This is a genomic window from Microcoleus sp. LEGE 07076 (assembly GCF_015207455.1).
Classification (GTDB): Bacteria; Cyanobacteriota; Cyanobacteriia; order Cyanobacteriales; family Microcoleaceae; genus Microcoleus.
This window is the reverse complement of record NZ_JADEWV010000027.1, coordinates 23,282-46,298: the sequence shown is the minus strand read 5'-3', so window position 1 is coordinate 46,298 and position 23,017 is coordinate 23,282. Positions and strand designations below refer to the sequence as shown.

Sequence of the window (23,017 nt, the reverse complement as noted above, 5' to 3'; positions counted from 1 at the left end):
AAAAGGGGGGGACAAGATTCCGATCAAAGTCCCCCTACAACCAGGGGGATGAGAGGGGGATCTCCGGGGCCTAAATATGTTAAGTGAACCGTATTGGGTTAGATCGCAATTCGGTTTGCTTAAAATTTCCAATTTCAGATCTAAATATCGATTTAAACAAAACATTGTCAGTTTCATGGTTTGTCACTCACTTGCTGGATCAGTTTCGCCACCACAGCAGTCCATCCCGTCTGGTGAGACGCGCCCAATCCTGCACCGCTGTCACCGTGAAAGTATTCGTGAAACAAAATCAAATCCTGCCAGTGAGGATCGTTTTGAAACTTTTCCAAACCGCCATAGACTGGTCTTTTACCATCTTTCCCTCTGATAAAAATGCTATTTAGCCGCTGCTCTAATTGCAAGGCAACTTCCCATAAATTCATCATAACTCCAGAGCCAGTAGGAAATTCTACTTTGAAGTCATCACCGAAATAATGGTAATATTTTTGCAGCGATTCAATTAATAAGAAATTTAACGGAAACCAAATCGGGCCGCGCCAGTTTGAGTTGCCACCAAATTGCTCAGTTGTAGACTCAGCAGGCTCATAGTCTACCTGATATTTTGTGCCATCCCACTCAAAGATAAACGGATGTTCTAAATGATAGCGAGAGAGGGAGCGAATGCCGTGGGGCGAAAGAAATTCATTTTTATCCAGCAGCCTTTTGAGGACGCGCTGCAATCCTTCGGGGGTGGTAATTGAAAGCAGCCTGCGCTCGCCGACTCCGGGAATTTCCATACTGGCAATATTCTTTGTCAGTTCTGGGCGGTTCTTCATCAACCAATCGATTTGCTCTTTAAATCCCGGCACTGTTTCTAATAATTCAGTTTCCAAGGTATCGACGGCAAATAGTAGCGTCATCCCCACCATTGAGCGGACTTTTAGCAAGGAACATTCACCGTTAGGCAGAGACAGAGCATCGTAATAAAAGCCGTCTTCATCGTCCCACAAACCTATTTTTTGGGGGCCGACATGGTTGACAGCATCGGCTATGTGAAGGAAGTGTTCAAAAAATTTGAGCGCCATATCCGAGTACACTGGATCTTCGCGGGCAAGTTCTAAGGCAATTGCTAACATATTTAGCGAAAACATTCCCATCCACGCAGTACCGTCTGCTTGTTCCAAATAGCCGCCAGTCGGCAAGGGTTTGCTGCGGTCAAATACCCCTATATTATCTAAGCCTAAAAAGCCGCCTTGAAACAAATTTGCACCTTGAGGATCTTTGCGGTTTACCCACCAAATAAAGTTGAGCAGCAGTCGGTGAAACATCCGTTCTAGAAAGTGGCGATCGCCTTTACCTACTCGCTTTTGTTCAATTTTATAAACTCGCCATGCGACCCAAGCTTGCACGGGTGGGTTGACATCTCCCAATGCCCATTCATAAGCGGGAATTTGACCGTTTGGGTGCATATACCACTGGCGAGTTAGCAGTAGTAATTGGCGCTTGGCAAAGTCAGCATCAATTAAGGCGATCGGTATGCAGTGAAATGCCAAATCCCAGGCCGCAAACCAAGGATATTCCCATTTATCTGGCATGGAAATGACTTCTTCTGCATTGAAGTTTCCCCAGTCAGAATTGCGACCGTTTAAACGCTGCGCCGGCGGTATTGGTTCTGCGGGATCGCCTCGCAACCAAGTGCGAACATCGTAGGCGTAAAACTGTTTTGTCCACAACAATCCAGCAAAGGCTTGACGCTGTATGTTGCGGGCATCTTCCTCAAGATTTGGAGTCAGGAATTCGTAAAATTCATCTGCTTCTTTTTGCCTTTGAATGAAGGTGTCTGCAAATTCTTGGCTAAAAGCATTGTCGGTATAAACATCAGTAAATCTGAGTTGAATAACTGCGGTTTCTCCTGCACCAATTTCTAGGTGATAGTGGGCGGCGGCTTTAGTACCGATTTGAGCGGGATTGACAGCCCCCTGGCGATCGCGAACGATTAATTCGTGGAAAGCATCTTTAACGTAAGGTGAGGTATTGGCGACACCGTAGAGACGCTGTAGGTTGGTTTCATTTTCTGTAAATAACAGGGGAGGATTGCCTTCACAAAATAGCCAGCGATCGCCATATTTTTGATGGTGAGCTTTGATAACTCCATCGCCCGATCGAGCCACATATGCTGATTTTTTGCTATCAGTCCAAGACCAAGTATTGCGAAACCATAAAGTCGGTAATAAGTCAAGGGTTGCTGTTTCTGAACCTCTGTTAGTAGTGCGGATGCGAATGCAAATATCTTCTGGGGATGCTTTGGCGTATTCAGCAACGATGTCGAAATAGCGATCGCCCTCAAAAATTCCCGTATCCATCAACTCATATTCTGGCTGACACTTGTCGCGCTTGGCATTTTCCTCAACCAACAAAGTATAGGGATATGCTTGCTGCGGATATTTGTACAGCCAGCGCATATAAGAATGAGTTGGGGTATTGTCTAAATAAAAGTAGTATTCTTTGACATCTTCTCCGTGATTTCCTTGACTGTTGGTAAGTCCAAAAAAACGCTCTTTCAAAATCGGATCTCGGCCGTTCCACATTGCTAGGGCGAAACAAATTTGACCGTGGCGATCGCAAAATCCCCCTAATCCATCTTCACCCCAACGGTAGGCGCGCGATCGCGCAGCATCGTGAGGGAAATACTCCCAAGCCTCACCGTTTGGGGAATAATCTTCGCGGACTGTTCCCCACTGGCGATCGCTTAAATAAGAACCCCATCGGTTCCAGTGCGCTTTCATTTCAGCATTTTCTTGAATTCGTTTGTCTTCAGCACCCATTGCAGTTATCCGAGAATATTTCAGATTGCATAATCTCGATTAGCCGCCTGTAGCAAATCCTGGATACAAAGTCATGCCGCCATCCACAAACATCGTTTCACCGCAGACATAATCAGAGTCATCCGAAGCCAGCCAAACAGCAGTTTTCGCGATATCTTCTACTACCCCAATTCGACCGTAAGGAATCAGTTTTAATAGCTTTGCTTCGGCTTCCGGCGTATTCCATGCTGATGTATTGATGGGGGTTTTGATTGCCCCTGGCGCAATACTATTAACTCGAATTCTCTGGGGTGCAAGTTCTTGGGCAATACTCCGCATCATCATATTTATACCGCCTTTACTCGCAGCGTAGTTGACGTGACCCGCCCAAGGAATTACCTCATGTACTGAACTCATGCAAATAATTTTGCCAGCAGCCGCAGAAATATGAGGTTGTACGCCCCGCCGCATAAATTCTTTAGCAGCTTCGCGAGCACACAAAAACTGTCCGGTTAGGTTGACTCCAATGACTAGGTTCCAGTGGTCGAGTGTCATGTCTGTAAAGGCCGAATCTTTTTGCAGACCTGCGTTATTAACCAGAATGTCGATCGTACCAAATTCCTTCAACATCTGACCGAACATCGCCTTAACTTCGTCTTCTTTGCTGACATCGGCACCAATGGCGATCGCTTCTGCACCCCCGGCTTTGATATCCTCGACAATTTTCTGTGCCTCTTGATCTCCCGAATGGTAATTGACTGCAACAGATGCACCTGCTGCTGCTAAAGCACGGGCGATCGCTTCGCCGATACCAGAACTTCCGCCCGTTACCAGAGCTTTTTGGCCTTTAAGAAGCTCAGGGGAAAAGCTCATATTTTTTCTCCGTCATTTTGAAAATTTATTTGACATTTATTATATAGACTCTATTAGTCAAATTGATAACAAACTTGTGTCAAATTTGTTATAAAAATAGTCTATACAAGAGATTGCTTTAGTTGAATCTTATGCTATTTATAGCGTCTAGCCATTACCGCTGAAATTTATTTCTAGCTTGAGAAGTATATAGTTTTAAATTATATACTTCTTAAGGGAGATACCTTTGAATAAGAATTACCTCTAATATCATGTCCTGTCAATTAACCGCAGTCAGATTCGATCGCGCGTGCAGAGTTGGGTTGTCCGCAGGGAGCGGACACTGACTGACGCACGCGCGAACCATTTTTGCGATCGCCATCGACCGAACCCGATCTAAGTTGAAGTTAGTTAGAATCAAGCTGCATTTTTGTACAATTAGTGCATCCAGAAAATTATCAAATTTAACAAACAGTATGATGAACAACACAATCTATCAAACTGTAATTGTAGGTGGCGGCTTTGCTGGACTATTTACAGCGTTACACTTGAGCCACCAACACTATCCCCGTTCTGTAATTTTGATCGAAAAAGAGGATCGCTTTTGCTTTAAGCCTTTACTTTACGAATATTTTAGCGGCGAGATGGGTGCAGAAGAAGTTTGACCGCGCTATCAGGAATTGCTAAAAGGTAGCGGTGTAATTTTTGTTAAAGATACCGTTCAATCCATTGATTTACAACAGCGAGAAGTCAAAGTAACATCGGGAGATGCTTACAATTACAGCAATTTAGTTTTGGCTTTAGGCAGCGTTACAGGATATTTTGGAGTCGAGGGAGCTCGAGAGAATGCGTTCCCTCTGCGTACCGGAGAAGATGCGATCGCCATTGACAAACACCTGCGCGACTGCTTGCAACAAGCCCTTCAGATTCAAGATGCCCAAAAGCGCCGCAAATTCCTAACTGTCACCGTCATAGGTGCTGGAGCTTCCGGGGTAGAAATGGCAGGTACATTAGGCGATTTAGTGCCAAATTGGTATGCTGCTATGGGCGGCAATGCAGAGGAAGTACGAGTCGTTTTACTGAATCACGGCGAGCAAATCCTGGAGAACGATATTAATAGTCACCTGCGCGAAATTGCGACAAATGCTCTGCAAAAACGCACAGTACCAGTAGAATTTATTATGGAGGCAAAAGCGACAGCTATTCGCCCTAACGAAGTTGAATACCAGCGCCGCGAACAGGTGGAAAGCTTATCAACAGCTACGGTAATTTGGACGACGGGAACTAACATCAACTCACTCATAAAAAGTTTAGAAATTTCTGAGAAATCCCGAGACAAACACGGTCGCCCTTTAGTGAACCCTATACTGCAACTGCTAGATTTTCCTGAAGTTTTTGCAGGGGGAGATTGTGCAGCAGTGCAAGGCAATTCTTTACCTCCAACCGCTCAAGTTGCTTATCAGCAGGGAGCTGCAATCGCTCACAATTTGAATGCTCTGGCTTTGGGAAATGAGCTCAAACCTGCGGAAGTTAACCTGCGGGGAACGCTGCTAAAACTGGGGATAGAAGAAAGTGTGGCTAACATTTACAATACTTTTGAAGTTACCGGAGAACTCGGTCACTTAATCCGCCAAGGTAGTTACTTAGAGTTATTGCCCGCTCCGGTTCATAATTTAAAAGTAACAGGGGAATGGCTCAAAGATGAAATTTTCGATCGCCACTTGCACCCGATTCACACTGCTGATGCGGTTAAATGGATCGGCGGTGCGGTAGTCGGCGTTGTCGTCGCCCGAAAATTGATGCAAATGTTAGGGGATAGCCAGGACGGCACAGATATTTAAGGGCTAATATTCAGTAAGATTTTGCGATCGGCTGTACTGGATTGTAATTTAATTTTTTGGGCGTGGGCTGGCGGGTTCCACCAGCTTTTTATAAAACAGTAAGTTCGCCCAGCATTTAAGACGTGCATAGGCGCGATCCATGTCACTGACTGCAATTGCCAGATGTTGAAACCACAAGTCGTTACTTTGGGAATCTTTGGGGATGGGTTTTCCTTCAACGTTCAGATATTCCATCAACTCAATCTGTTCATCTCCAAGCTGCAAAGTAACAATGCGGATTTTTGCCTTCTCGACTTTTTTGAGGTCGCTGTAATTTTGCCTTTCAACTGTAGTATCAGAAACAAATTCAAAGGAGAGTGCTTTGGTATAGAAATCCTGGGAGCGATCGGCATTTTTGACCGTCAATCCAATGGCTCGAATTTTCTGCACTTGACGAATCCTCAAAAGCCAGTAAGCGCGATCGGGCAAAATGCCCGATTCACAATTAATAGAACAAGTTTAATGAATAAATTGCAAGTCAGTAGGAAATCTTTCTTCTTCTGGTTCTGGATCGTAAATGTAATCGCAGTCAAAGTGGAAAGCTTGAGAGTGACGGCTGATGGAAAACCCGCACTGAGTCACCATTTCTGTGGTAAAACTGGCCATGACTAACTCAATGAGTTTTCTGTAAGAAATGTTAGGCAGTTCAACGTAATAGGTGCGTCTAGCAAAAAAAATTCTCTCATCTTTCGGCACAATTATGCCATTAATTCTGTGCGCGTGTTGAATCGGCTTGATATAAGTTTCAATAAACTGCGATTGACTTTTTTGCAGTCTGGCTAATCTTTCATGTTGCAACCAGCTCATTTGAAACATCATTTTAATAAATTCAAAACCCAAAATGTAGTTAAAAACATTATTGCGTTCTTCTGTGTTCAAGACAAAGCGGACTGCTGATTCTAAATATTGATCTGTTTCTCGGCGCGCTTGTTGAGCTGAGTGAATATAAAATTGTTTGATGTAGCTTCTTAAATCAGATTCGTTTAATTCTTTTTTGACTTGGAATGTGATTAAATACTCTTTGACTCGGTTGAGAGTATCTACATCTTCAAACATTTTTGATACTAAGCCGTCGGCTGTGTAGTCATCTAAAAATTCGGCTTGTAACTCGGGAGTAGATGCACACAATATGTAAGAAAGGGATAAGACGTAGCGCCGCTGGTTCCAAGGCAAACTCTCAGCCCAAGCTTTGACTTCTAGTGGGACTTTTTCCAATACGATATCTGTGTGGGTCCGTTGAGAAACGTCCGCATATTTATCTTTTTTTTTAATCATTGCCTGAAACTTTATGTTTGTAAGTTGAGCGGGTAATGTATGGCAGGTAAGTAGCAGGGTAAAGTAGATGCGGCGAGTTAAAAAGTAGCGAGATTTTTTTGCTTTTTTTTATAATACACGATCTAGGGAGTACAAAAGGTGATGTATCTCACATTTTTGCGAACTTGTAATCACAAGTGTGAGATTGACGTATCACATTTTTGGGCGGTGAGTGTCACGGCAAAAACTTGTTCGCGTCACAGCGATCGCAGGGGGTGTGATTGATAATTAAGAAAAGCGATTCAGAAGTTTTTATTAGTAATAATTACTGAGGTAAATCATGAACTAAACTACAAGTTTTTTTAGTAAAAATCGGTGTCAATACTTAAGTTTTGGCAAGATAGTCGTCCAACCAGCGCGACAGTGGCTCGGTAGCATGGCAGTGGGCGATCGGCAAGTAGCTCGGTGGTTGTGCCAACTTATACCCGCACAGTGTCCTTTTGAGAGAGATATCCAGCTATGGGGACACCATCTTTTCGGCATACCCTCGATGTGCAAGCTGAATCCGGTATTTGAAGAATTAGTGGGGTTGCGTTTTCCATCGCTCTCGTTTTTGGCTGACACGTGGGGCGAAGATGTAACGCGGTACTGCTGATTGAGGGGTGTCATACCTCGATCGCCCGTCGAGTTGAATTATTTAGCGGGTGCATCGCTCTGCTAGTTGCGAGATCCCGAATTTAAGCCATAATCTTTGATAATATCAGTGGATGCCTCTAGATAGGAGCAGCCATCCATCGTAGCGGTTAAGTCAAAAATAATACAAATTCTCAATTATGCAACAGTAGTCCTGGGGTGCGACACACCTGACAAACAGAATTGAAAAAAACAATTTTTTTGTAGGATTAGTTTTGACAACAGGTATACGATCAAACGGTAGCCGCAAAAACAATAAGTATAAAAATAATTTAACAAGCTAATTTAGCTCAGGCAAGTGAATATGTTTAACGCAACTGAACTGCTGATTAACGCTTTTGTAAATCGGCTAATTGAAGGCTACCGCCACACCTACGGCGGGTTCAAATCTGACTATGGCGAGATTATTGGTTGGGTAGCAGATATGGCTTTACAAAATATTGCTAATAGCGATGCCCTCTACCACAATGTAGAACACACTATTTTAGTGACATTGGTAGGACAAGAAATTCTGCGAGGCAAGCACATCCGCGAGGGTGGTGTTTCCTGTGAACATTGGCTGCATTTCCACATTGCTTTGCTGTGCCACGATATCGGGTACGTCAAGGGGGTTTGCCGTCAAGATAGAACAGATTTGGGACTTTATGCGACGGGAATAGGCGACTTGAAATTAACACTACCTCGGGGGGCGACGGATGCGAGTTTGACGCCTTATCATGTCGATCGGGGAAAGATGTTTGTTGAAGAGCGTTTTGGAGGTCACAGATTGATTGATGCTGACTTGGTTAAGCAGAATATTGAGTTAACTCGTTTCCCGGTTCCGGCGGGCGAAGATCATCAAGATACTGTGAATTATCCGGGTTTGGTGCGGGCGGCGGATTTAATCGGTCAGTTGAGCGATCCGCGATATTTGCAAAAGATTTCTGCGCTGTTTTACGAGTTTGAGGAGACTGGTCAAAATCAGGTGTTGGGATATCGCAATCCGGGGGATTTGCGGGAGGGGTATCCGAAGTTTTATTGGAATGTGGTTTATCGGTATGTCAAGGATGCGATCGGCTATTTGGAACTGACGCAGCAGGGGAAACAAATTATTGCTAACCTGAATGCAAATGTGTTTCGGGTGGAGCATTCTGAAGTGGAAGTTGAGGAGGTGGCTGTCCTTACGTAGGTTTTGGGTTGATGTCGGGCGATCGCACGCGACGGCTGATATTATGTCCCCTAGATCGATCGCAATACAATTGGTTCGATCGTTCGGACTTGAGTCCTCATCAAACTTTGAGAACGCTCAGTCCGAACGATCGAACCTATAAACGACTGGGCCATCTGTCTAAAGACAGATTTTATTAAACCAGTAAATTCCGTATGATGCTGTAAAAGTCAGTCAGTCAGATGAGAAAGCTATCTCCGACTCTAACTCCAAATAACTGACCAGTCTTACAATATCAAAAAATACCTCTCATGACATCAGTCACTCCCACTCAAACTTCCTCTCAATACGAAACTACCGAACCAGAAGAAAAAATTGAGTCTCTGATAGCAGAAGTTCAACCTGAAAGCGAACTCGATTTAGAATTCCTCTACACCAGAGACATTGAATTTCGCCAAGAAACAATTTATTTCATTGTAGTCGATCGTTTTCATGACGGCGACCCGGAAAATAACGAAGGCCCAAATCCCGAACTTTACGATCCTGAAGGTAAAGATTGGGGCAAATATTGGGGCGGCGACTTGCAGGGAGTTATCGACAAACTCGACTACTTAAAAGATATGGGTGTTACCGCAGTTTGGCTGACCCCGCTGTTCGAGCAAGTTGAAGCATTATTTATCGAACAAGCTGCGATTCACGGCTACTGGATAAAAGATTTCAAGCGACTAAATCCCCGATTTATTGCCAAAGGCGATAATCCTTCTGTCAACCAAACACAAGAAAATAAAGATACGGTATTTGACAAATTAGTATACGAGTTGCATCAGCGAAACATGAAACTCGTCCTCGATATAGTCTGCAATCACAGCAACCCAGATTTTAGCGGCAAGAAAGGGGAACTCTACGACGATGGCGTAAAAATAGCTGATTTTAACAATGATGAAAACAATTGGTATCACCACTACGGCGAAGTTAAAAACTGGGAAGATGAATGGCAAGTCCAAAACTGCGAACTGTCTGGTTTAGCAACTTTTAATGAAAACAATACTGCGTATCGCAGTTACATTAAGTCCGCAATTAAACAGTGGTTGGACAGAGGTGTTGATGCTTTGCGGGTTGATACGGTAAAGCATATGCCGATTTGGTTTTGGCAGGAATTCAATGCAGACATTACCACTCACAGACCTGATGTTTTCATCTTTGGCGAGTGGATTTACAGCGATCCTAGAAACGATCGTTCTGTGGAGTTTGTCAACGAGTCGGGGATGACTATTTTAGATTTTGGTTTGTGCGTGGCAATTCGAGAAGCTTTGGGACAGGGGGCAGAAGGTGGATTTCATTTAATCCAAGATATCCTGGATTTGGATCACCGCTATTACGGGGCGACGGAGTTGATCACGTTTATCGACAATCACGATATGCCGAGGTTTCAGTCGTTGAATGGCGATCGGCAAATGCTGCAATTGGCGATATGTTTAATTATGACTACTCGCGGCATTCCCTGCATTTATTACGGCACCGAACAGTATCTGCACGATGATACTGAAGGGGGAAATGACCCTTACAACCGCCCGATGATGGAAAAGTGGGATAGTGATTCGCCTCTTTACCGAGATGTGCGGCTGCTGTCTGGATTGCGGCGGCTGAATCCAGCTATTTCGATGGGGAGTCAGTGGCAAAAATATCTAACTCCTGATGTTTATTGTTACGTGCGCCGCTATCGCGATTCTGTGGTGTTTGTGGCGATGAATCGCGGCGATGGTGTTACGGTTGAAGCGGTTGATACTGAGTTACCTGATGGAGAGCATACGGAGGTTTTATCGCGCCGCAAGTTTGAAGTTAAACAGGGGATGCTGTACGATTTAGAGCTTGGTGCGGGGGAAGTAATGATTTTTAGCCGCGTTGGAGAGCGAGTTAAGGCGAAAACTATTGTGCGGGCGCAGCTTAACAGCGTTCAAAGTCAGCCTGGGGAAAGAATTGTGGTGATTGGAGATTGTCCTGAATTGGGGAATTGGGATATTAGTAAGGCTTACCCGCTTGAGTATATCAATACTAATACTTGGTTTGGGGAAATTCCTTTTGATGAAAGTGCGGGGAAGTTGATTGCTTACAAGTATGCGCTGCTACGGGAAGGACTGTCGCCGCTGCGAGAAAATCTGGTTTGTCGCCGCTGGGTTTTAGCTTCGGAAGGGACTGTGAAATGGCGGGATAAGTGGGCTAGCGGACGGGAGTCTTAATAGTTGACTGTTGACTGTTGACTGTTGACTGTTGGGAAATTTGAACAATACCGATGCAACCAGAAACGATCTCGGTAGGGTGCACCGAAGAGCACCTTACCGCTATAATTAGTGCGTCAAATTAATTTTGCGTCTAGGACTGACTCAATAGAAATCACTTTAATCTAATTATGTAGGGTGCGCCGAAGAACACCTTATATCGTTTCCGGTTGCATCGGAATAATAAATCGAGTCAACAGTCAGCAGTCAACAATCACCTGACGGTACAACCGGAATTGATATTACAGTTTTATTAAAGCGATCGCAATTTCTCGACTAAAACATCGACATAATGTTCGCTGTTGTGGTGGTTGACAACCATTTCGTAGCCGCGCTGCGCTTGAGCTTCTGCTTCTTGAGGATTTTTTAGCAACTGGACGATCGCCTCGCGCAAAGCTGCTGCATCTCCCACCTCTACAACTTTAGCAGTATCAGGCGCTAAATAATCTACGAGACCTTGAGTGCGAGTAATGGCGACGGGTCGCTTGCAGGCCATTGCTTCCAGCAAACCCGTAGCTCCAGCAGCATATTTATTGTCTGCCAAACAAACTGCAATTACGTCTGCATCGCGGTAAAGCTCCACTAAATCCGACCATTCGTAGAACTTGCGGGACATATTTTCGGGCATAGTATCGGGGAAAGCTTGCGATAAAGCTTTGGCATCTTTAGAAAAGCCGCTAATTTTTACATCAACATCTAAGTCAGCAGTTGCTGCTGCTAGAACTCGGTAGTCGCGCTTTTCTAGTCCGACGCTAACAACTGTCTGCCGCTTTTTGTCGGCAGAAACCGGGCCCGGCGTGAAAAACTTGGTGTCTGTCTGTTCTGGCAGCACTAAAATGCGGGATTCGGGTATGTTTAAATAGCTGCGGACGAACTCAGTTTGAGGGCGGGCGTTGACCGTGAATACGTCAATTTTGTCGGCTAAACCGAAGAGTTTTAGGGCGACTCGGCCGCGCGGCCGATCGATATTGTGGAAATGTACAACTATTTTGGGGCGATCTGGTTTAGCGCCGCACAGCACCGCCACTGGAATACCAATGTCCTCGCCCGTACAAAATATCGCGTCGCCGCTGCTGACTTGCTCGGACAATTTGCGCGCGGCGGCCCAATGTTCGGGTTTGGAAGAAATTTTCGATCGCAGCTTGTCGGTCGAGGATATCGCCTCGCCGTCCGGGTAGTGAACGGTGGCATTTAAGCGGTCTCTGACGCTCTGCATGACGTGGCGGGGGCATTTTCCGAGTTGGGCATCGCGGTCAATGCCATCGAGGTCTATTTTGCGACTTAACGCCAAATGGTATTTCAAAATATTCTCCTGATAATTCTGGTGCTGGCATAAATTAACTTAACCTCAGAAGATTCTATCCTAGGAGGTTGCGAGGCGAATCCTGTCTGGGGCTTGTAGGGCAACTGCCCGATCGACCGGAGTGCAAACCGGGTTTCAAGGACACCCGCGCTCAAATCCTGTACGAGTAAAAAACAGTGACATAGGTCGATCGATTTAAATGAACTAAGCTTTTATTCTGAAAGTTAGCTAAAACATTTATTTTTAAGCTCATGTATATTTCTCCAGAACAAGACCAAAAAATTCGCTACATTATGCGCGAGTGCGGTCAAGAAGCTTGCAAGCTGGCGGCGCAACCTTTTGAAGTTTGCCAGAAAGGCCCGGACGACTACGTGACGAGTATCGATCGCTACTTAGACGGACAACTATCGGCAGCATTTAACGCTTTGTTTCCTGAAGACGGCACGATCGCAGAGGAAAACATCGCCTCCAGAGCAGCTTACTCGGCCAATTACCAGCGGCTGTGGTGCATCGATCCGATCGACGGGACGGAGGGATTTATTCAGGGAAAACAGCACTACGCCGTGATGGTGGGGCTACTGGTTGAGGCCGAACCGGTGGCAGGTTGGATCTATGCTCCGGCTTTTGACAAAATGTATTTTGGGGGCAAAGATTGGGGATTGTTCCAAAGTGTCGCAGCCGCCGCGCCGCAGCCGATCGCCCCGTGCCAGCCCCCGGCTCCGACAGCGAAAAATTGTAAAATTATTCTCGGAGACAAAGACCAGAAAAACTACGCCCGGGCGATCGCCCAAAGCATCCCGGGAGCTGAATTTTACTCGCTCGGCAGCTTTGGCTTAAAAGTGATGGAAGTTATACAAGGTCGAGCCGGTTTGTACCTGTATTTCAACGGCAGAGTTAAAGTGTGGGATACCGCCGGCCCCCTGGCTCTAGCAAAAGCCGCCGGATTGGTTTGTTGCGATTTGCAAGGTCAACCGCTGAGATGGACGAAAGATGCGATCGAGCCGGAGTCTCTGGCTCACACGCAGTCGATCGCGATCGGCTGGCCCGACTACATAGAATCTCTGTTGGGCAAAGTGCAAAAGGCACTCACACTTTTGTAAACCCGTTTAAAATTAAAGAATCTGCCAATTTTAGGTGAAGCGCGCCTCTGTACCCTTATCATCAATTGCATAAGCTGCCAGAAGCAAGTTTCCCCTGTGTCTGAGATGTAGGTCTCGTTCGCTTTGTGTCAATCTTATGTAGCAGCAACAGATTGTTTGTTTTCTCAAACAGCGATCGTTCCCTAGCTGTTCGCTGTCGCTCAATCATATTTCCCACCTCCGCGAGTTTGCATGAAGACAGAAGCTTTCAGTGAGCTGTTCCCCCTATTTAAGGGTGCCAACCCAGAAACCTTGGGAGGGCTGCTATCCAATGCCGTCAAGCATGAGTATCCCCCGGGCCGAGCTGTAGTGATGGAGGATTCTTGGGGTAACGCCATTTATTTTGTGGTGTCCGGCTGGGTCAAAGTCCGGCGCTTGTCAAACGATCGAGCTGTATCGATGGCTATTTTAGGACGGGGTGCTTTCTTCGGCGAAATGGCGATTCTTGACGAATCTCCGCGATCGAATGACGTACTTGCTCTATCGCCCGTGCGGCTGATCAGCGTCACGGCCCAGCGATTTATCCAAACCCTGTTTAAAGATCCGCAATTGCACCACCGGATGCTGCAACTGATGGTGCGGCGGCTCCGCCAAACCAATCAGCGCTCTCAACTGAGCAACCGCCAACCAGCGGTTAAACTAGCAAATACTTTAGTCGAGCTGGCAGAAAACTACGGTCAAAACACTGCTGAAGGCAAAGATATCTTTAACATCCCTTATCAAGACTTAGCTGATGTGACAGATATCACCTTAGATGAAACCAGCAAAATTATGGAAAAACTCGATAGTAAAGGCTGGCTCAAAATCGATCCAGAGCGCCAAACTATTCATTTGATCAACCTCAAACACTTGATTAATTTAGCAAGTCAATGACTGATGTTACTTCTTTGGATATTTCGTCCGCTGCCGGCAACGCGATCGCGCAGCCAACAGCACCGACAATTCAATATTGGGTGGCGATGCCCAATCCGGAATCCCACCTGTTTGAAGTGACTTTGCGCGTGCAAGGTTGGTCGCAGCCGCTGCTGGATTTAAAAATGCCTGTCTGGACTCCCGGTTCTTACTTGATTCGAGAGTACGCCCGCCACCTGCAAGATTTTCGAGCGAGATCCTCGTCGGAGTCTTCGCTAACCGGCGATTCCCTACGGGATAGCTGCGCTTCACGACTTTTACCTTGGCGCAAGCAAAGCAAAAATCACTGGCAAATCGAGACAAATTCAGTGTCAGATATCACGGTTTGCTACCAGATTTTTGCCAACGAACTAACAGTGCGAACCAATCATTTAGACTTAAGTCACGGTTATTTCAATCCAGCAGCTCTGTGCTTTTTCTTGCCAGGTTTTGAGCGCAGCTCCTACATCGTGACCGTTGTACCGCCGGAACCCAAATGGCGCACAGTGACTACTTTGCCTTTTGTTTCCGGGCAGAATCTTACTTTTGCTGCGGTGGATTTTGATACCCTTGTCGATAGTCCTTTTGAGATTGGTTGTCACGAAGCTTACGATTTTGAAGTGATGGGAAAACCCCACCAGCTAGTGGTTTGGGGGAAAGGCAATTTAGAACCGGATCGGGCGATCAAAGATATCAAGAAAGTCATTGAAGTTGAGGCCGAAATGTTCGGCGGTTTGCCTTACGAACGGTATGTGTTTTTTCTGCATTTGTCCGGCTCCGGTTTTGGCGGCTTGGAACACAAGGAGAGCTGCACTCTCAACTATCCGCGTTTTGGTTTTCGGGCTAAGGAAAAGTACGAACGCTTTATTCAATTGGTGGCTCACGAGTTTTTTCACCTCTGGAATGTCAAGCGAATTAGACCGAAAGCTCTCGAAGTATTTGACTACGAACAAGAAAACTATACTCCTTCTTTATGGTTTTCTGAAGGCACGACGAGTTATTACGATTTGGTGATTCCTTTTCGTTCTGGTCTCTACAATGTGAAAGGTTTTTTCCAAAATTTATCGAAGGAAATCACTCGATTGCAGACGATTCCGGGGCGGAAGGTGCAGCCGGCAAGCGAATCGAGCTGGGATGCTTGGATTAAACTTTATCGCAGAGATGCTAATAGCGATAATTCGCAGGTTTCTTATTATTTGAAAGGGGAACTTGTTTCGTTTTTGCTCGATTTGTTGATTCGAGCAAAACACGGTAACGCCCGATCGCTCGACGATGTGATGCGTTTGATGTGGCAGCAGTTTGGGAAGGGTGGTTCTGCTGAAAACGACGATTTTGACCTCAAGTCGGAAACAGAGGCCAAGCCGGGGCAGACAACATCCAACGGACGGTTAAATACTCCCTCGCGACCGACAGAAATCGGCTTTACTCCCGAACAGTTGCAAAGGGCGATCGAGTCGGTCGCCGATCTGGATTTGAGCGACTTTTTTGCGCGGTATGTAGACGGCACAGAAGAGCTGCCTTACAACAAATATCTCGAACCTTTCGGGCTGCAAATTTCAGTAGATGAAACCAACCAAATTCCTCGCACCGGTTGGATTTTGGGAACGGAAAACGGGCGGGAAATGATTAAATTTGTGGAAGCAGAATCTCCGGCGCAGTTGGCCGGAATTGACGCTGGGGACGAGTTGCTGGCGATCGGCGGTTGGAGGGTAGCAAACGCAGAACAAGCCGGCGAAAGGCTAAAAGATTACCAGCCTGGTGACACCTTAGAGGTGACAGTGTTTCACCAAGACGAACTGCGGACTTGTTCTGTCACTCTCGCCAAGCCGCGCCCGGGCCATTACTCGATCGTACCAGTCGATCGACCCAGCCCAATTCAGAAACAAAACTTTACTGGATGGCTGGGTGTTCCCCTATCAAAATTGTGACATCATGGTTAGTAGTCAGTTGTTATTTGGCAGTTGGCAGTTAGTAGTTGGCAGTTGGCAGTTGGGCGTTGCCATTAGCTAATAACAAATAACAAATAACAACTAACAACTAACTAATAACAACTAACTAATAACAAATTACCAATTAAAATTATGCAAACCCCACCACCTCCATCAATTACGCCCCGCCAAATGAACCTGCTGAGAATAGTTGCTTCAATGGCCTGGGCTGACGGCGAACTCGCGACAGAAGAAGTTAATTTAATGCTCGATCGCTTTTGCAGTTTGTTTGATGCCGGTGCCGGAGGAGAACAAATACAACAAGAACTCCGGGATTACATCATGCAAAATATCCCCCTTGACGAGTTGATTCACCAACTAGAAACTCAAGCAGAAAAAGAATTAGTATTGCAACTCGGCTATCAAGTCATTGCTTCTAGTTCTCGCACTCCCGACGAACCCAAAATTAACGCTGAAGAAGCCGCAGCTTATCAAAAATTAGTGCAGTTGCTGAATCTTCCAGAGGATGCGGTGAAGCGTATTGAAGCCGAAGTATCGGCGGCAGATACTTCCGAGGGAATTGTCGAGAATATGGCTCAGAAATTAGAAGATTTCATCCAAGGCTAGAACAGAACAGTCGGCGGTTGAAACTGCGCCAGCCGTCAAAATTGCGTCTACTTGTCTGCGGGTTTGAACAAATAATGTAGTAAATTTAACAGTTTAGTCTTGTTCAACCCGCGAGCGCAGGATTTTGTTTGCATAAACCTGGTTTCAACTGGTACTATTTTAAGGCTTTTCTCTGCGTAATTTCTCTATGTTGTTTCTGTTCAGGATGGTGCACTATAGAATTAGAAACCAATATACTGACAGGAATCAAAAATTATGCTGCCAGCTTTAAGGATTTCTGGCTATGACTTGCAAGAAGTCATCCATCAGGGAACTAACACGGTTATTTATCGGGCGGTATCGCTGACAAACCGACAGCCTGCCATCCTCAAAGTTTTACAGACAGAATATCCTACTCTAGAACAAATAACTCGCTTAAAACACGAATATCAGATCGCCGCGTATCTTGATGGCGAACACGCTGTCAAAGTCGATCGCCTAGAAACTCACCCGAATTGCTTGGTATTAGTCTTAGAAGATTTTGGAGGCATTTCCCTCAAACAGTGGATGGCAAAGGCCCAGAATGCTACAAGCAGCATTGATCCGGTGTTGGAAACTCAACCGCCAGAGTGCGGCCAAAGCGCAGCCGATCGCACAACTGTTACCGCAGCAGCAACCGCGCCTTACCAATTGCCGATCGACCAATTCTTAAACATCGCCATCCAATTAGCAAAAGGTTTAGTATTCCTGCATCAAAACAAAATTATTCATAAAGATATCAAGCCAGCCAATGTTATCATAAATTCCGAAACAAATAAAGTAAAAATCGCTGATTTCAGCATTGCTTCGCGGTTGAATAAAGAAACCCCGCAATTAAAAAATCCCGATCGCCTAGAAGGAACTCTCGCCTATATGTCACCGGAACAAACCGGGCGGATGAATCGCGGGGTAGACTACCGCAGCGACTTCTACTCTCTAGGTGTCACCTTTTACGAATTGCTGACAGGAAAATTGCCATTTGACAGCAGCGATCCGCTGGAATTAGTCCACTGTCACATTGCCAAACAACCAATTCCTATTCAACAATTTAACCCGCAAACGCCCCAAGTTTTAGCAGAAATTGCCGAAAAACTCATGGCAAAAAATGCCGAAGATAGGTATCAAAGCGCCGCGGGGCTGCTAGCAGATTTAGAAAACTGCCAAAACCAAAATTTGAGCCAAGGTACAATTTCTCACTTTATTCTCGGACAACTGGACGCGATGAGTCAGTTGTTAATTCCGCAAAAACTTTACGGGCGAGAACCACAAATATTACAATTATTGCAAAGCTTCCAACGAGTCAGCAAAGGCAGAGGCGAAATAGTATTAGTCGGTGGCTATTCCGGTATTGGCAAATCAGCATTAGTACACGAAATTCTCCGCAACTTAACCAAGCAGCGCGGCTACTTAGTTTCGGGCAAATTTGACCAATTTAAGCGCAATGTTCCCTATGCTTGTTTCAATCAAGCCATGCGGAGTTTGGTGCAGCAAATATTGACCGAAAGCCAAGCTCAGATTGAGTTGTGGCGGGAAAAATTGCTGGGTGTCTTGGATGTTAATGCTCGAATTGCGATCGAAGCCATCCCCGAATTAGAGTTAATTTTAGGCCCGCAACCAGACGTACCAGAACTCAGTCCCATAGAATCTCAAAACCGCTACAACCGAGTGATGCAGCAGTTCCTCCAAGCAATTGCCACAGCCGAACATCCCTTAGTAATGTTTCTCGATGACTGCCAGTGGATAGATGCTGCAACAGTCAAAATGTACGAACAAAATTGCCTCCAAAAAATCCCTTACTTACTGGTGATTGTTGCTTATCGGGATAACGAAGTCAGCCCCACACATCCATTTATGCTGGCCAACGAGGCAATTCGGGCAGCGGGAGTTCCGATGACAGCTATTACTTTAGAACCGTTAGCAATTAACCTCGCTACTCAATTAGTGGCTGAAACTTTGAACTGTGCTGCTGAAAAAGCACTACCCCTGGCAAATTTGCTCGTGAAAAAAACTGACAGCAATCCATTTTTTTTCAAACAAATGCTGAAGTATTTTCACCACAAAAGCTGGTTGAGATTTGACCCGCAGGCTGCTGAGTGGCAGTGGGATATTAAATATATTGAACGCCAGGATATTTCGGAAAACGTTGTTGATTTGATGGTGGAAAAGATTCAAACTTTGTCAACTGCAACCCAGCGCATTTTGCAATTAGCTGCTTGTATCGACAATCAGTTTAGTTTGGATGTGCTGTCGGTGGCTAGCGGACAATCTTGGACGGAAACAGCGCAGGATTTGTGGGAAGCGTTGCAGGTGGGGTTGATTTTACCTGTAGACAATAGCTATCGGATACCGCAAGTATTTGAGGCCCAAGAGTTGAATAAATTGGGCCAAACGCCCGGAAAGGTGCGCTACAAGTTTATGCACGATCGCGTTCAGCAAGCTGCTTATGCCATGATTTCTGACGAAGATAAAGCACCGGTGCATTTGAAGATCGGGCGTTTGTTATTACTATCGAGCAGCGAAGCCCAACGGCAAGAGCGAATTTTTGATATTGTAAATCATTTGAATTTTGGTTGCGGGTTAATTTGCGAGTTGAGTCAACAATATGAATTAGCCCAGTTAAACTTGCAGGCTGGCAAAACTGCGAAAGCTGCTTCTGCGTTTGAAACTGCGTTGACTTTTTTTCAGTGTGGCTGCAACATTTTGCCGACCCAAAGCTGGGAAGATAATTATGAGTTAACTTTGGGGCTGTATTTTGAACTCGGCGAAGCGGAATATTTGAACGGCAAAAATGATGAAGGTTTGGAAATTCTAGATGGGATTTTACCCCGAACTAGGACATTGTTAGAACGGTGTAAGATTAATGAATTGAAAATGATTTGTCTGCGGATGAAAAATGATTTACCTGCTGCTTATCAGTTGGGTATCGAAACCTTAAGTTCTTTGGGTATTGAGTTTGAAGCGTACCCGGATGATGATTTTTTAGCCAGGGAATTAGCCGAGACGAAGAGGATGATTGGCCCGTCGATCGCAGATTTAGCCAATTTACCGACACTCACCGATCCGCTGCAACTCTTCGCACACCGGATTTTGAAAGAAATTTTCCCGATCGCTTTTTTGACAAATTCCAACGCTCACTTCTTGTGCGCGATGAAGTTGGTGCAGGCGACAGTCGAACATGGCAACTGCCGGATTTCCGCCTTTGGCTACATTTTGTATGCCTTTACTTTGATTGTTAAATATGGCGAAGTTGAGGATAGTCGTGCAGCAGGAGAACTGTCTCTCGATTTGTACGAACGCTGGGATGCTAAAGAGTTAGGCGCTTATATTTTGCAGATGTGGGGGGCTTTTACTTTGCACCACATTAAATATATTGATGAGTGCAAGATTTTTATCATCAAAGCTTTTAATAGCGGTTTGCAGACAGGTGCTTATCAGTGGTCGGGATATGCTGCGGTTAATTGTCTTTGGCTGAGCTTTTTCGGGAATGAATCGCTGCTAAAAACCGTCGCAGTTGTCGAGGAATTTATTTCGGTTTTGGAAAAAATAGACCGGAATATGCTAGCATATTTTTTGCTAAATAAATCGGCTATTTATCGACTTACTTGTCCTGCCGAAAGTCCAGAAAATCCGCCAAATTTCATCGACGAACAATCGCTGTTAGAATTTGCTGAAGCCTCGGCAGATTTCACCACTGCTTTTATGGTTTATCTCTACAAGCTAACGGCGGCTAATTGGTTTGGCGAGGTCGATCGGGCATTAGAATATGCCAATATAGGTGTTAAATTTTTGGCTGCTGTTGGCGGGACTTTTCTGGGTCCGGTTTTTCGCTTCCACCGGGCTGTAGCCCTTGCTGCTGCTTGTACAAATGCCAGCGAGGACGATCGCCAACTATACCTAGAACAGTTTAACATTTGCCTGGAAGAACTTCGAGAGTTTGCGAAAAACTGCCCTGCAAATTATCAGCACAAATATTTAGCCATCCGGGCGGAAGCGGCGCGGTTGTCGGCACAAAACTATGAAGCGTCAGAATGCTACGATTGTGCGATCGCCCTGGCGATGGAAAACGGCTTCATTCAAGATGCCGCGCTGGTTAACGAATTAGCTGGCAGATTTTATTTATCCCAAAATCGGCTAATTTTTGTCAAGAATTACTTCAGCAATGCCAGAGTTTGCTATCTCCAGTGGGGCGCAACAGCGAAAGTCCGCCAACTCGAACAATACTATGGCAATTTATTTCCTGAATCTGTAGATTTGCGGATTGCTGCAACCGTAACTGCGAGTACATCTAGTCATGCTAATATCTTGGATTTAGCAACTGTAATCAAAGCATCTGGGGCAATTTATAGTGAAATTGTTTTAGAAAATTTGTTAAAAAAACTGCTGTACATTATCTTAGAAAATGCTGGCGCAGAGAAAGGCTGCATTATTTTAGAACGAGACGGGCAACTGTTTGTTGAACTGTCCGATACTATCGACCGCGACTCAGCAATATTGCCAGAGTCAATGCTTCTGGAAAATAGTTCAGATATTCCTATTTCTATAGTCAAGTACGTTGGGATAACTCAGCAACCGCTGGTGTTGAGCGATGCTGCTAAGGAAACTATTTACAAATCAGATGTTTACCTTCAAAATTGCCAACCAAAATCAATTTTATGCGCGCCAATTTTGTATCAAACCAAGTTGATTGGGATTGTGTATTTAGAGAATAATCGGGCAACAGGAGCATTTACGCGCGATCGCCTGGAACTGTTGCAGCTATTAACGGCACAAGCGGCGATCGCCATTGAAAACGCCCGTCTCTACGCCCAGGAAAAACAGAAATCCCGCGAGTTGGCTGAATCTCTCAAAACCCTGCAACAGTTCCAACTCGAACTTATCCAAAAAGAATACGAGTACCGCAGCATATTTGAGACAGTAGCAGACGGACTTTCGCTGGTAGATTTGCAGACGGGTAAAGTCGTCGCAGCTAACCCCGCAGTCTCTCAAATTTTTGGCTATTCTCAGGAAGAGTTTTTGCAGTTAAATCCGCCCGACTATATTATGCCAGAGTATCTGCCTGTATTCGCCGAGTTCCAACAAACTGTCAGCAGAGGCGAAGAATTTAACTGTCAAGCTGTCATACAGAGAAAAGACGGTACGCTGTGCGATCTTGAGATAAAATCAAACTTTTTCGAGTATGGTGGCCAACCCCACGCCCTGGTAATTAATCGCGATATTAGCGATCGCAAGCGCGCCGAAACTGCCCTGCAAACATCAGAAGTTCAATTGAGAGAAAAAGCTGAAGATTTAGAAGCAATACTCGTTCAACTCCAACAAACTCAAGCGCAATTAGTTCAAACAGAAAAAATCTCGCAACTCGGACAACTGGTAGCAGGAGTAGCCCACGAAGTGAACAATCCCGTCAGCTTTATTTCTGGTAACTTGCATCATGCCAAAGACTATATTAGCGACTTGATAAATTTAGTTCAGGTTTATCAAGACAACTTTCCCGAACCCGGGCCACAAGTTTTAGATGAAATAGAAGCGATTGAATTAGAATATTTAGTAGAAGATTTGCCGAAGCTGATTGACTCGATGAGATTGGGAACGGATCGCATCCACGACATCATGCAATCTTTGCGAAATTACTCGCGAACCGACGGGATTGAGAAAAAACCAGTAAATATTCACGAAGGAATTGATACCACATTAATGATTTTATCGCACCGACTGAAAGCGTCGAGCGATCGACCGGCGATTAAAGTCATCAAAAATTACGGGGAATTGCCTAAAGTAGAATGCTATCCGGGGCAACTGAATCAGGTATTTATGAATTTGATAGCTAACGCGATCGATGCTTTGGAAGAATCTAATTTTGGTAAAACCTACAAACAGATAGAAAGTAACCCCAATGCGATTACAATTTCCACCTCTGTTGCCACCAGCAGTGGAAAACTGACAAATCGTCTAGTAAAAATTCTGATAGCTGACAATGGAATCGGAATGTCAAAACATATCAAAGAAAAATTGTTTTCGCCATTTTTTACGACGAAAGCAGAAGGCAAAGGAACCGGATTGGGACTGCCAATTTGCCACGATATAGTCACCAAAAAACACGGGGGAAGTTTAGAATGTCTTTCATTGCCGGGAAGGGGAACAGAATTTGCGATCGCCATTCCGGTGTACAGCATTTTTATCAATGAGAATTAGCGAGCAAATATAGCGGTTCGATCGCGTTGTGAAGTAT

At 45.1% G+C, this 23,017-nt stretch carries 15 protein-coding genes; 10 read left to right on the top strand and 5 right to left on the bottom strand.

Annotated elements, in window-relative coordinates:
• Positions 1-173: 173 nt before the first annotated feature.
• Entirely contained in the window at positions 174-2,804 is a 2,631-nt protein-coding gene (locus IQ270_RS06910; protein WP_193972501.1) for a glucosidase, read from the bottom strand.
• A gap of 39 nt (positions 2,805-2,843) precedes the next feature.
• The gene (locus tag IQ270_RS06905; protein WP_193972500.1) at positions 2,844-3,656 is read right to left on the bottom strand and encodes an SDR family oxidoreductase; all 813 of its coding nucleotides are present in this window, start codon (positions 3,654-3,656) and stop codon (positions 2,844-2,846) included.
• 455 nt (positions 3,657-4,111) lie between these two features.
• On the opposite strand from IQ270_RS06905, the gene IQ270_RS30760 reads away from it, so the two are divergent.
• Both IQ270_RS30760 and IQ270_RS06900 read left to right on the top strand, forming a co-directional pair.
• Complete coding sequence (locus tag IQ270_RS30760; RefSeq protein ID WP_228056134.1) at positions 4,112-4,300, top strand: FAD-dependent oxidoreductase; 189 nt, start codon at positions 4,112-4,114, stop codon at positions 4,298-4,300.
• 15 nt (positions 4,301-4,315) lie between these two features.
• Positions 4,316-5,476, top strand: coding sequence for an NAD(P)/FAD-dependent oxidoreductase (locus IQ270_RS06900; protein ID WP_228056133.1), 1,161 nt, complete (start codon positions 4,316-4,318; stop codon positions 5,474-5,476).
• 48 nt (positions 5,477-5,524) lie between these two features.
• Here the strand turns inward: IQ270_RS06900 and IQ270_RS06895 are convergent, their stop codons facing one another.
• Both IQ270_RS06895 and IQ270_RS06890 read right to left on the bottom strand, forming a co-directional pair.
• A complete protein-coding gene (locus IQ270_RS06895) occupies positions 5,525-5,905 on the bottom strand; it encodes a VOC family protein (RefSeq protein ID WP_339384362.1) in 381 nt (126 codons plus the stop codon).
• A gap of 69 nt (positions 5,906-5,974) precedes the next feature.
• On the bottom strand, positions 5,975-6,790 hold the full coding sequence (locus IQ270_RS06890) for a cobyrinic acid a,c-diamide synthase (RefSeq protein ID WP_193972499.1): 816 nt from the start codon (positions 6,788-6,790) through the stop codon (positions 5,975-5,977).
• A gap of 415 nt (positions 6,791-7,205) precedes the next feature.
• Here IQ270_RS06890 and IQ270_RS06885 point away from each other — a divergent pair, with 415 nt between their 5' ends.
• The 3 genes from IQ270_RS06885 to IQ270_RS06875 all read left to right on the top strand — a co-directional run bounded on the left by IQ270_RS06885 (position 7,206) and on the right by IQ270_RS06875 (position 10,846).
• Positions 7,206-7,424: a Mo-dependent nitrogenase C-terminal domain-containing protein gene (locus tag IQ270_RS06885; RefSeq protein WP_193972498.1), complete on the top strand. Its 219-nt coding sequence runs from the start codon at positions 7,206-7,208 to the stop codon at positions 7,422-7,424.
• Between the two features lie 342 nt (positions 7,425-7,766).
• Positions 7,767-8,630 carry an Npun_R2479 family HD domain-containing metalloprotein gene (locus IQ270_RS06880; RefSeq protein ID WP_193972497.1) on the top strand — a complete coding sequence of 288 codons (864 nt, stop codon included), beginning with the start codon at positions 7,767-7,769 and terminating at the stop codon, positions 8,628-8,630.
• 290 nt (positions 8,631-8,920) lie between these two features.
• Complete coding sequence (locus IQ270_RS06875) at positions 8,921-10,846, top strand: alpha-amylase family glycosyl hydrolase (protein WP_193972496.1); 1,926 nt, start codon at positions 8,921-8,923, stop codon at positions 10,844-10,846.
• Positions 10,847-11,138: 292 nt separating this feature from the next.
• Here the strand turns inward: IQ270_RS06875 and IQ270_RS06870 are convergent, their stop codons facing one another.
• On the bottom strand, positions 11,139-12,188 hold the full coding sequence (locus IQ270_RS06870; RefSeq protein WP_193972495.1) for a glycosyltransferase family 4 protein: 1,050 nt from the start codon (positions 12,186-12,188) through the stop codon (positions 11,139-11,141).
• Between the two features lie 251 nt (positions 12,189-12,439).
• Between IQ270_RS06870 and IQ270_RS06865 the strand changes: the two genes are divergently transcribed.
• The 5 genes from IQ270_RS06865 to IQ270_RS06845 all read left to right on the top strand — a co-directional run bounded on the left by IQ270_RS06865 (position 12,440) and on the right by IQ270_RS06845 (position 22,980).
• Positions 12,440-13,288: a 3'(2'),5'-bisphosphate nucleotidase CysQ gene (locus IQ270_RS06865; protein WP_193972494.1), complete on the top strand. Its 849-nt coding sequence runs from the start codon at positions 12,440-12,442 to the stop codon at positions 13,286-13,288.
• Between the two features lie 231 nt (positions 13,289-13,519).
• A complete protein-coding gene (locus IQ270_RS06860; RefSeq protein ID WP_193972493.1) occupies positions 13,520-14,200 on the top strand; it encodes a Crp/Fnr family transcriptional regulator in 681 nt (226 codons plus the stop codon).
• Complete coding sequence (locus IQ270_RS06855; protein ID WP_193972492.1) at positions 14,197-16,146, top strand: M61 family metallopeptidase; 1,950 nt, start codon at positions 14,197-14,199, stop codon at positions 16,144-16,146. Before IQ270_RS06860 ends, IQ270_RS06855 begins: the two co-directional genes overlap by 4 nt.
• 153 nt (positions 16,147-16,299) lie before the next feature.
• Positions 16,300-16,773, top strand: a complete 474-nt coding sequence (locus IQ270_RS06850; RefSeq protein WP_193972491.1) for a TerB family tellurite resistance protein — start codon at positions 16,300-16,302, stop codon at positions 16,771-16,773.
• A gap of 255 nt (positions 16,774-17,028) precedes the next feature.
• The gene (locus IQ270_RS06845; RefSeq protein ID WP_193972490.1) at positions 17,029-22,980 is read left to right on the top strand and encodes an AAA family ATPase; all 5,952 of its coding nucleotides are present in this window, start codon (positions 17,029-17,031) and stop codon (positions 22,978-22,980) included.
• Positions 22,981-23,017: the final 37 nt, after the last annotated feature.

Excerpts from the sequence above, each read along its gene's own strand:
- IQ270_RS06865 (WP_193972494.1), top strand. The coding sequence starts at position 12,440 with ATGTATATTTCTCCAGAACAAGACCAAAAAATTCGCTACATTATGCGC.
- IQ270_RS06890 (WP_193972499.1), bottom strand. The coding sequence starts at position 6,790 with ATGATTAAAAAAAAAGATAAATATGCGGACGTTTCTCAACGGACCCAC.
- IQ270_RS06845 (WP_193972490.1), top strand. The coding sequence starts at position 17,029 with ATGCTGCCAGCTTTAAGGATTTCTGGCTATGACTTGCAAGAAGTCATC.
- IQ270_RS30760 (WP_228056134.1), top strand. The coding sequence starts at position 4,112 with ATGATGAACAACACAATCTATCAAACTGTAATTGTAGGTGGCGGCTTT.
- IQ270_RS06860 (WP_193972493.1), top strand. The coding sequence starts at position 13,520 with ATGAAGACAGAAGCTTTCAGTGAGCTGTTCCCCCTATTTAAGGGTGCC.
- IQ270_RS06885 (WP_193972498.1), top strand. The coding sequence starts at position 7,206 with ATGGCAGTGGGCGATCGGCAAGTAGCTCGGTGGTTGTGCCAACTTATA.
- IQ270_RS06880 (WP_193972497.1), top strand. The coding sequence starts at position 7,767 with ATGTTTAACGCAACTGAACTGCTGATTAACGCTTTTGTAAATCGGCTA.
- IQ270_RS06855 (WP_193972492.1), top strand. The coding sequence starts at position 14,197 with ATGACTGATGTTACTTCTTTGGATATTTCGTCCGCTGCCGGCAACGCG.
- IQ270_RS06850 (WP_193972491.1), top strand. The coding sequence starts at position 16,300 with ATGCAAACCCCACCACCTCCATCAATTACGCCCCGCCAAATGAACCTG.
- IQ270_RS06910 (WP_193972501.1), bottom strand. The coding sequence starts at position 2,804 with ATGGGTGCTGAAGACAAACGAATTCAAGAAAATGCTGAAATGAAAGCG.
- IQ270_RS06875 (WP_193972496.1), top strand. The coding sequence starts at position 8,921 with ATGACATCAGTCACTCCCACTCAAACTTCCTCTCAATACGAAACTACC.
- IQ270_RS06905 (WP_193972500.1), bottom strand. The coding sequence starts at position 3,656 with ATGAGCTTTTCCCCTGAGCTTCTTAAAGGCCAAAAAGCTCTGGTAACG.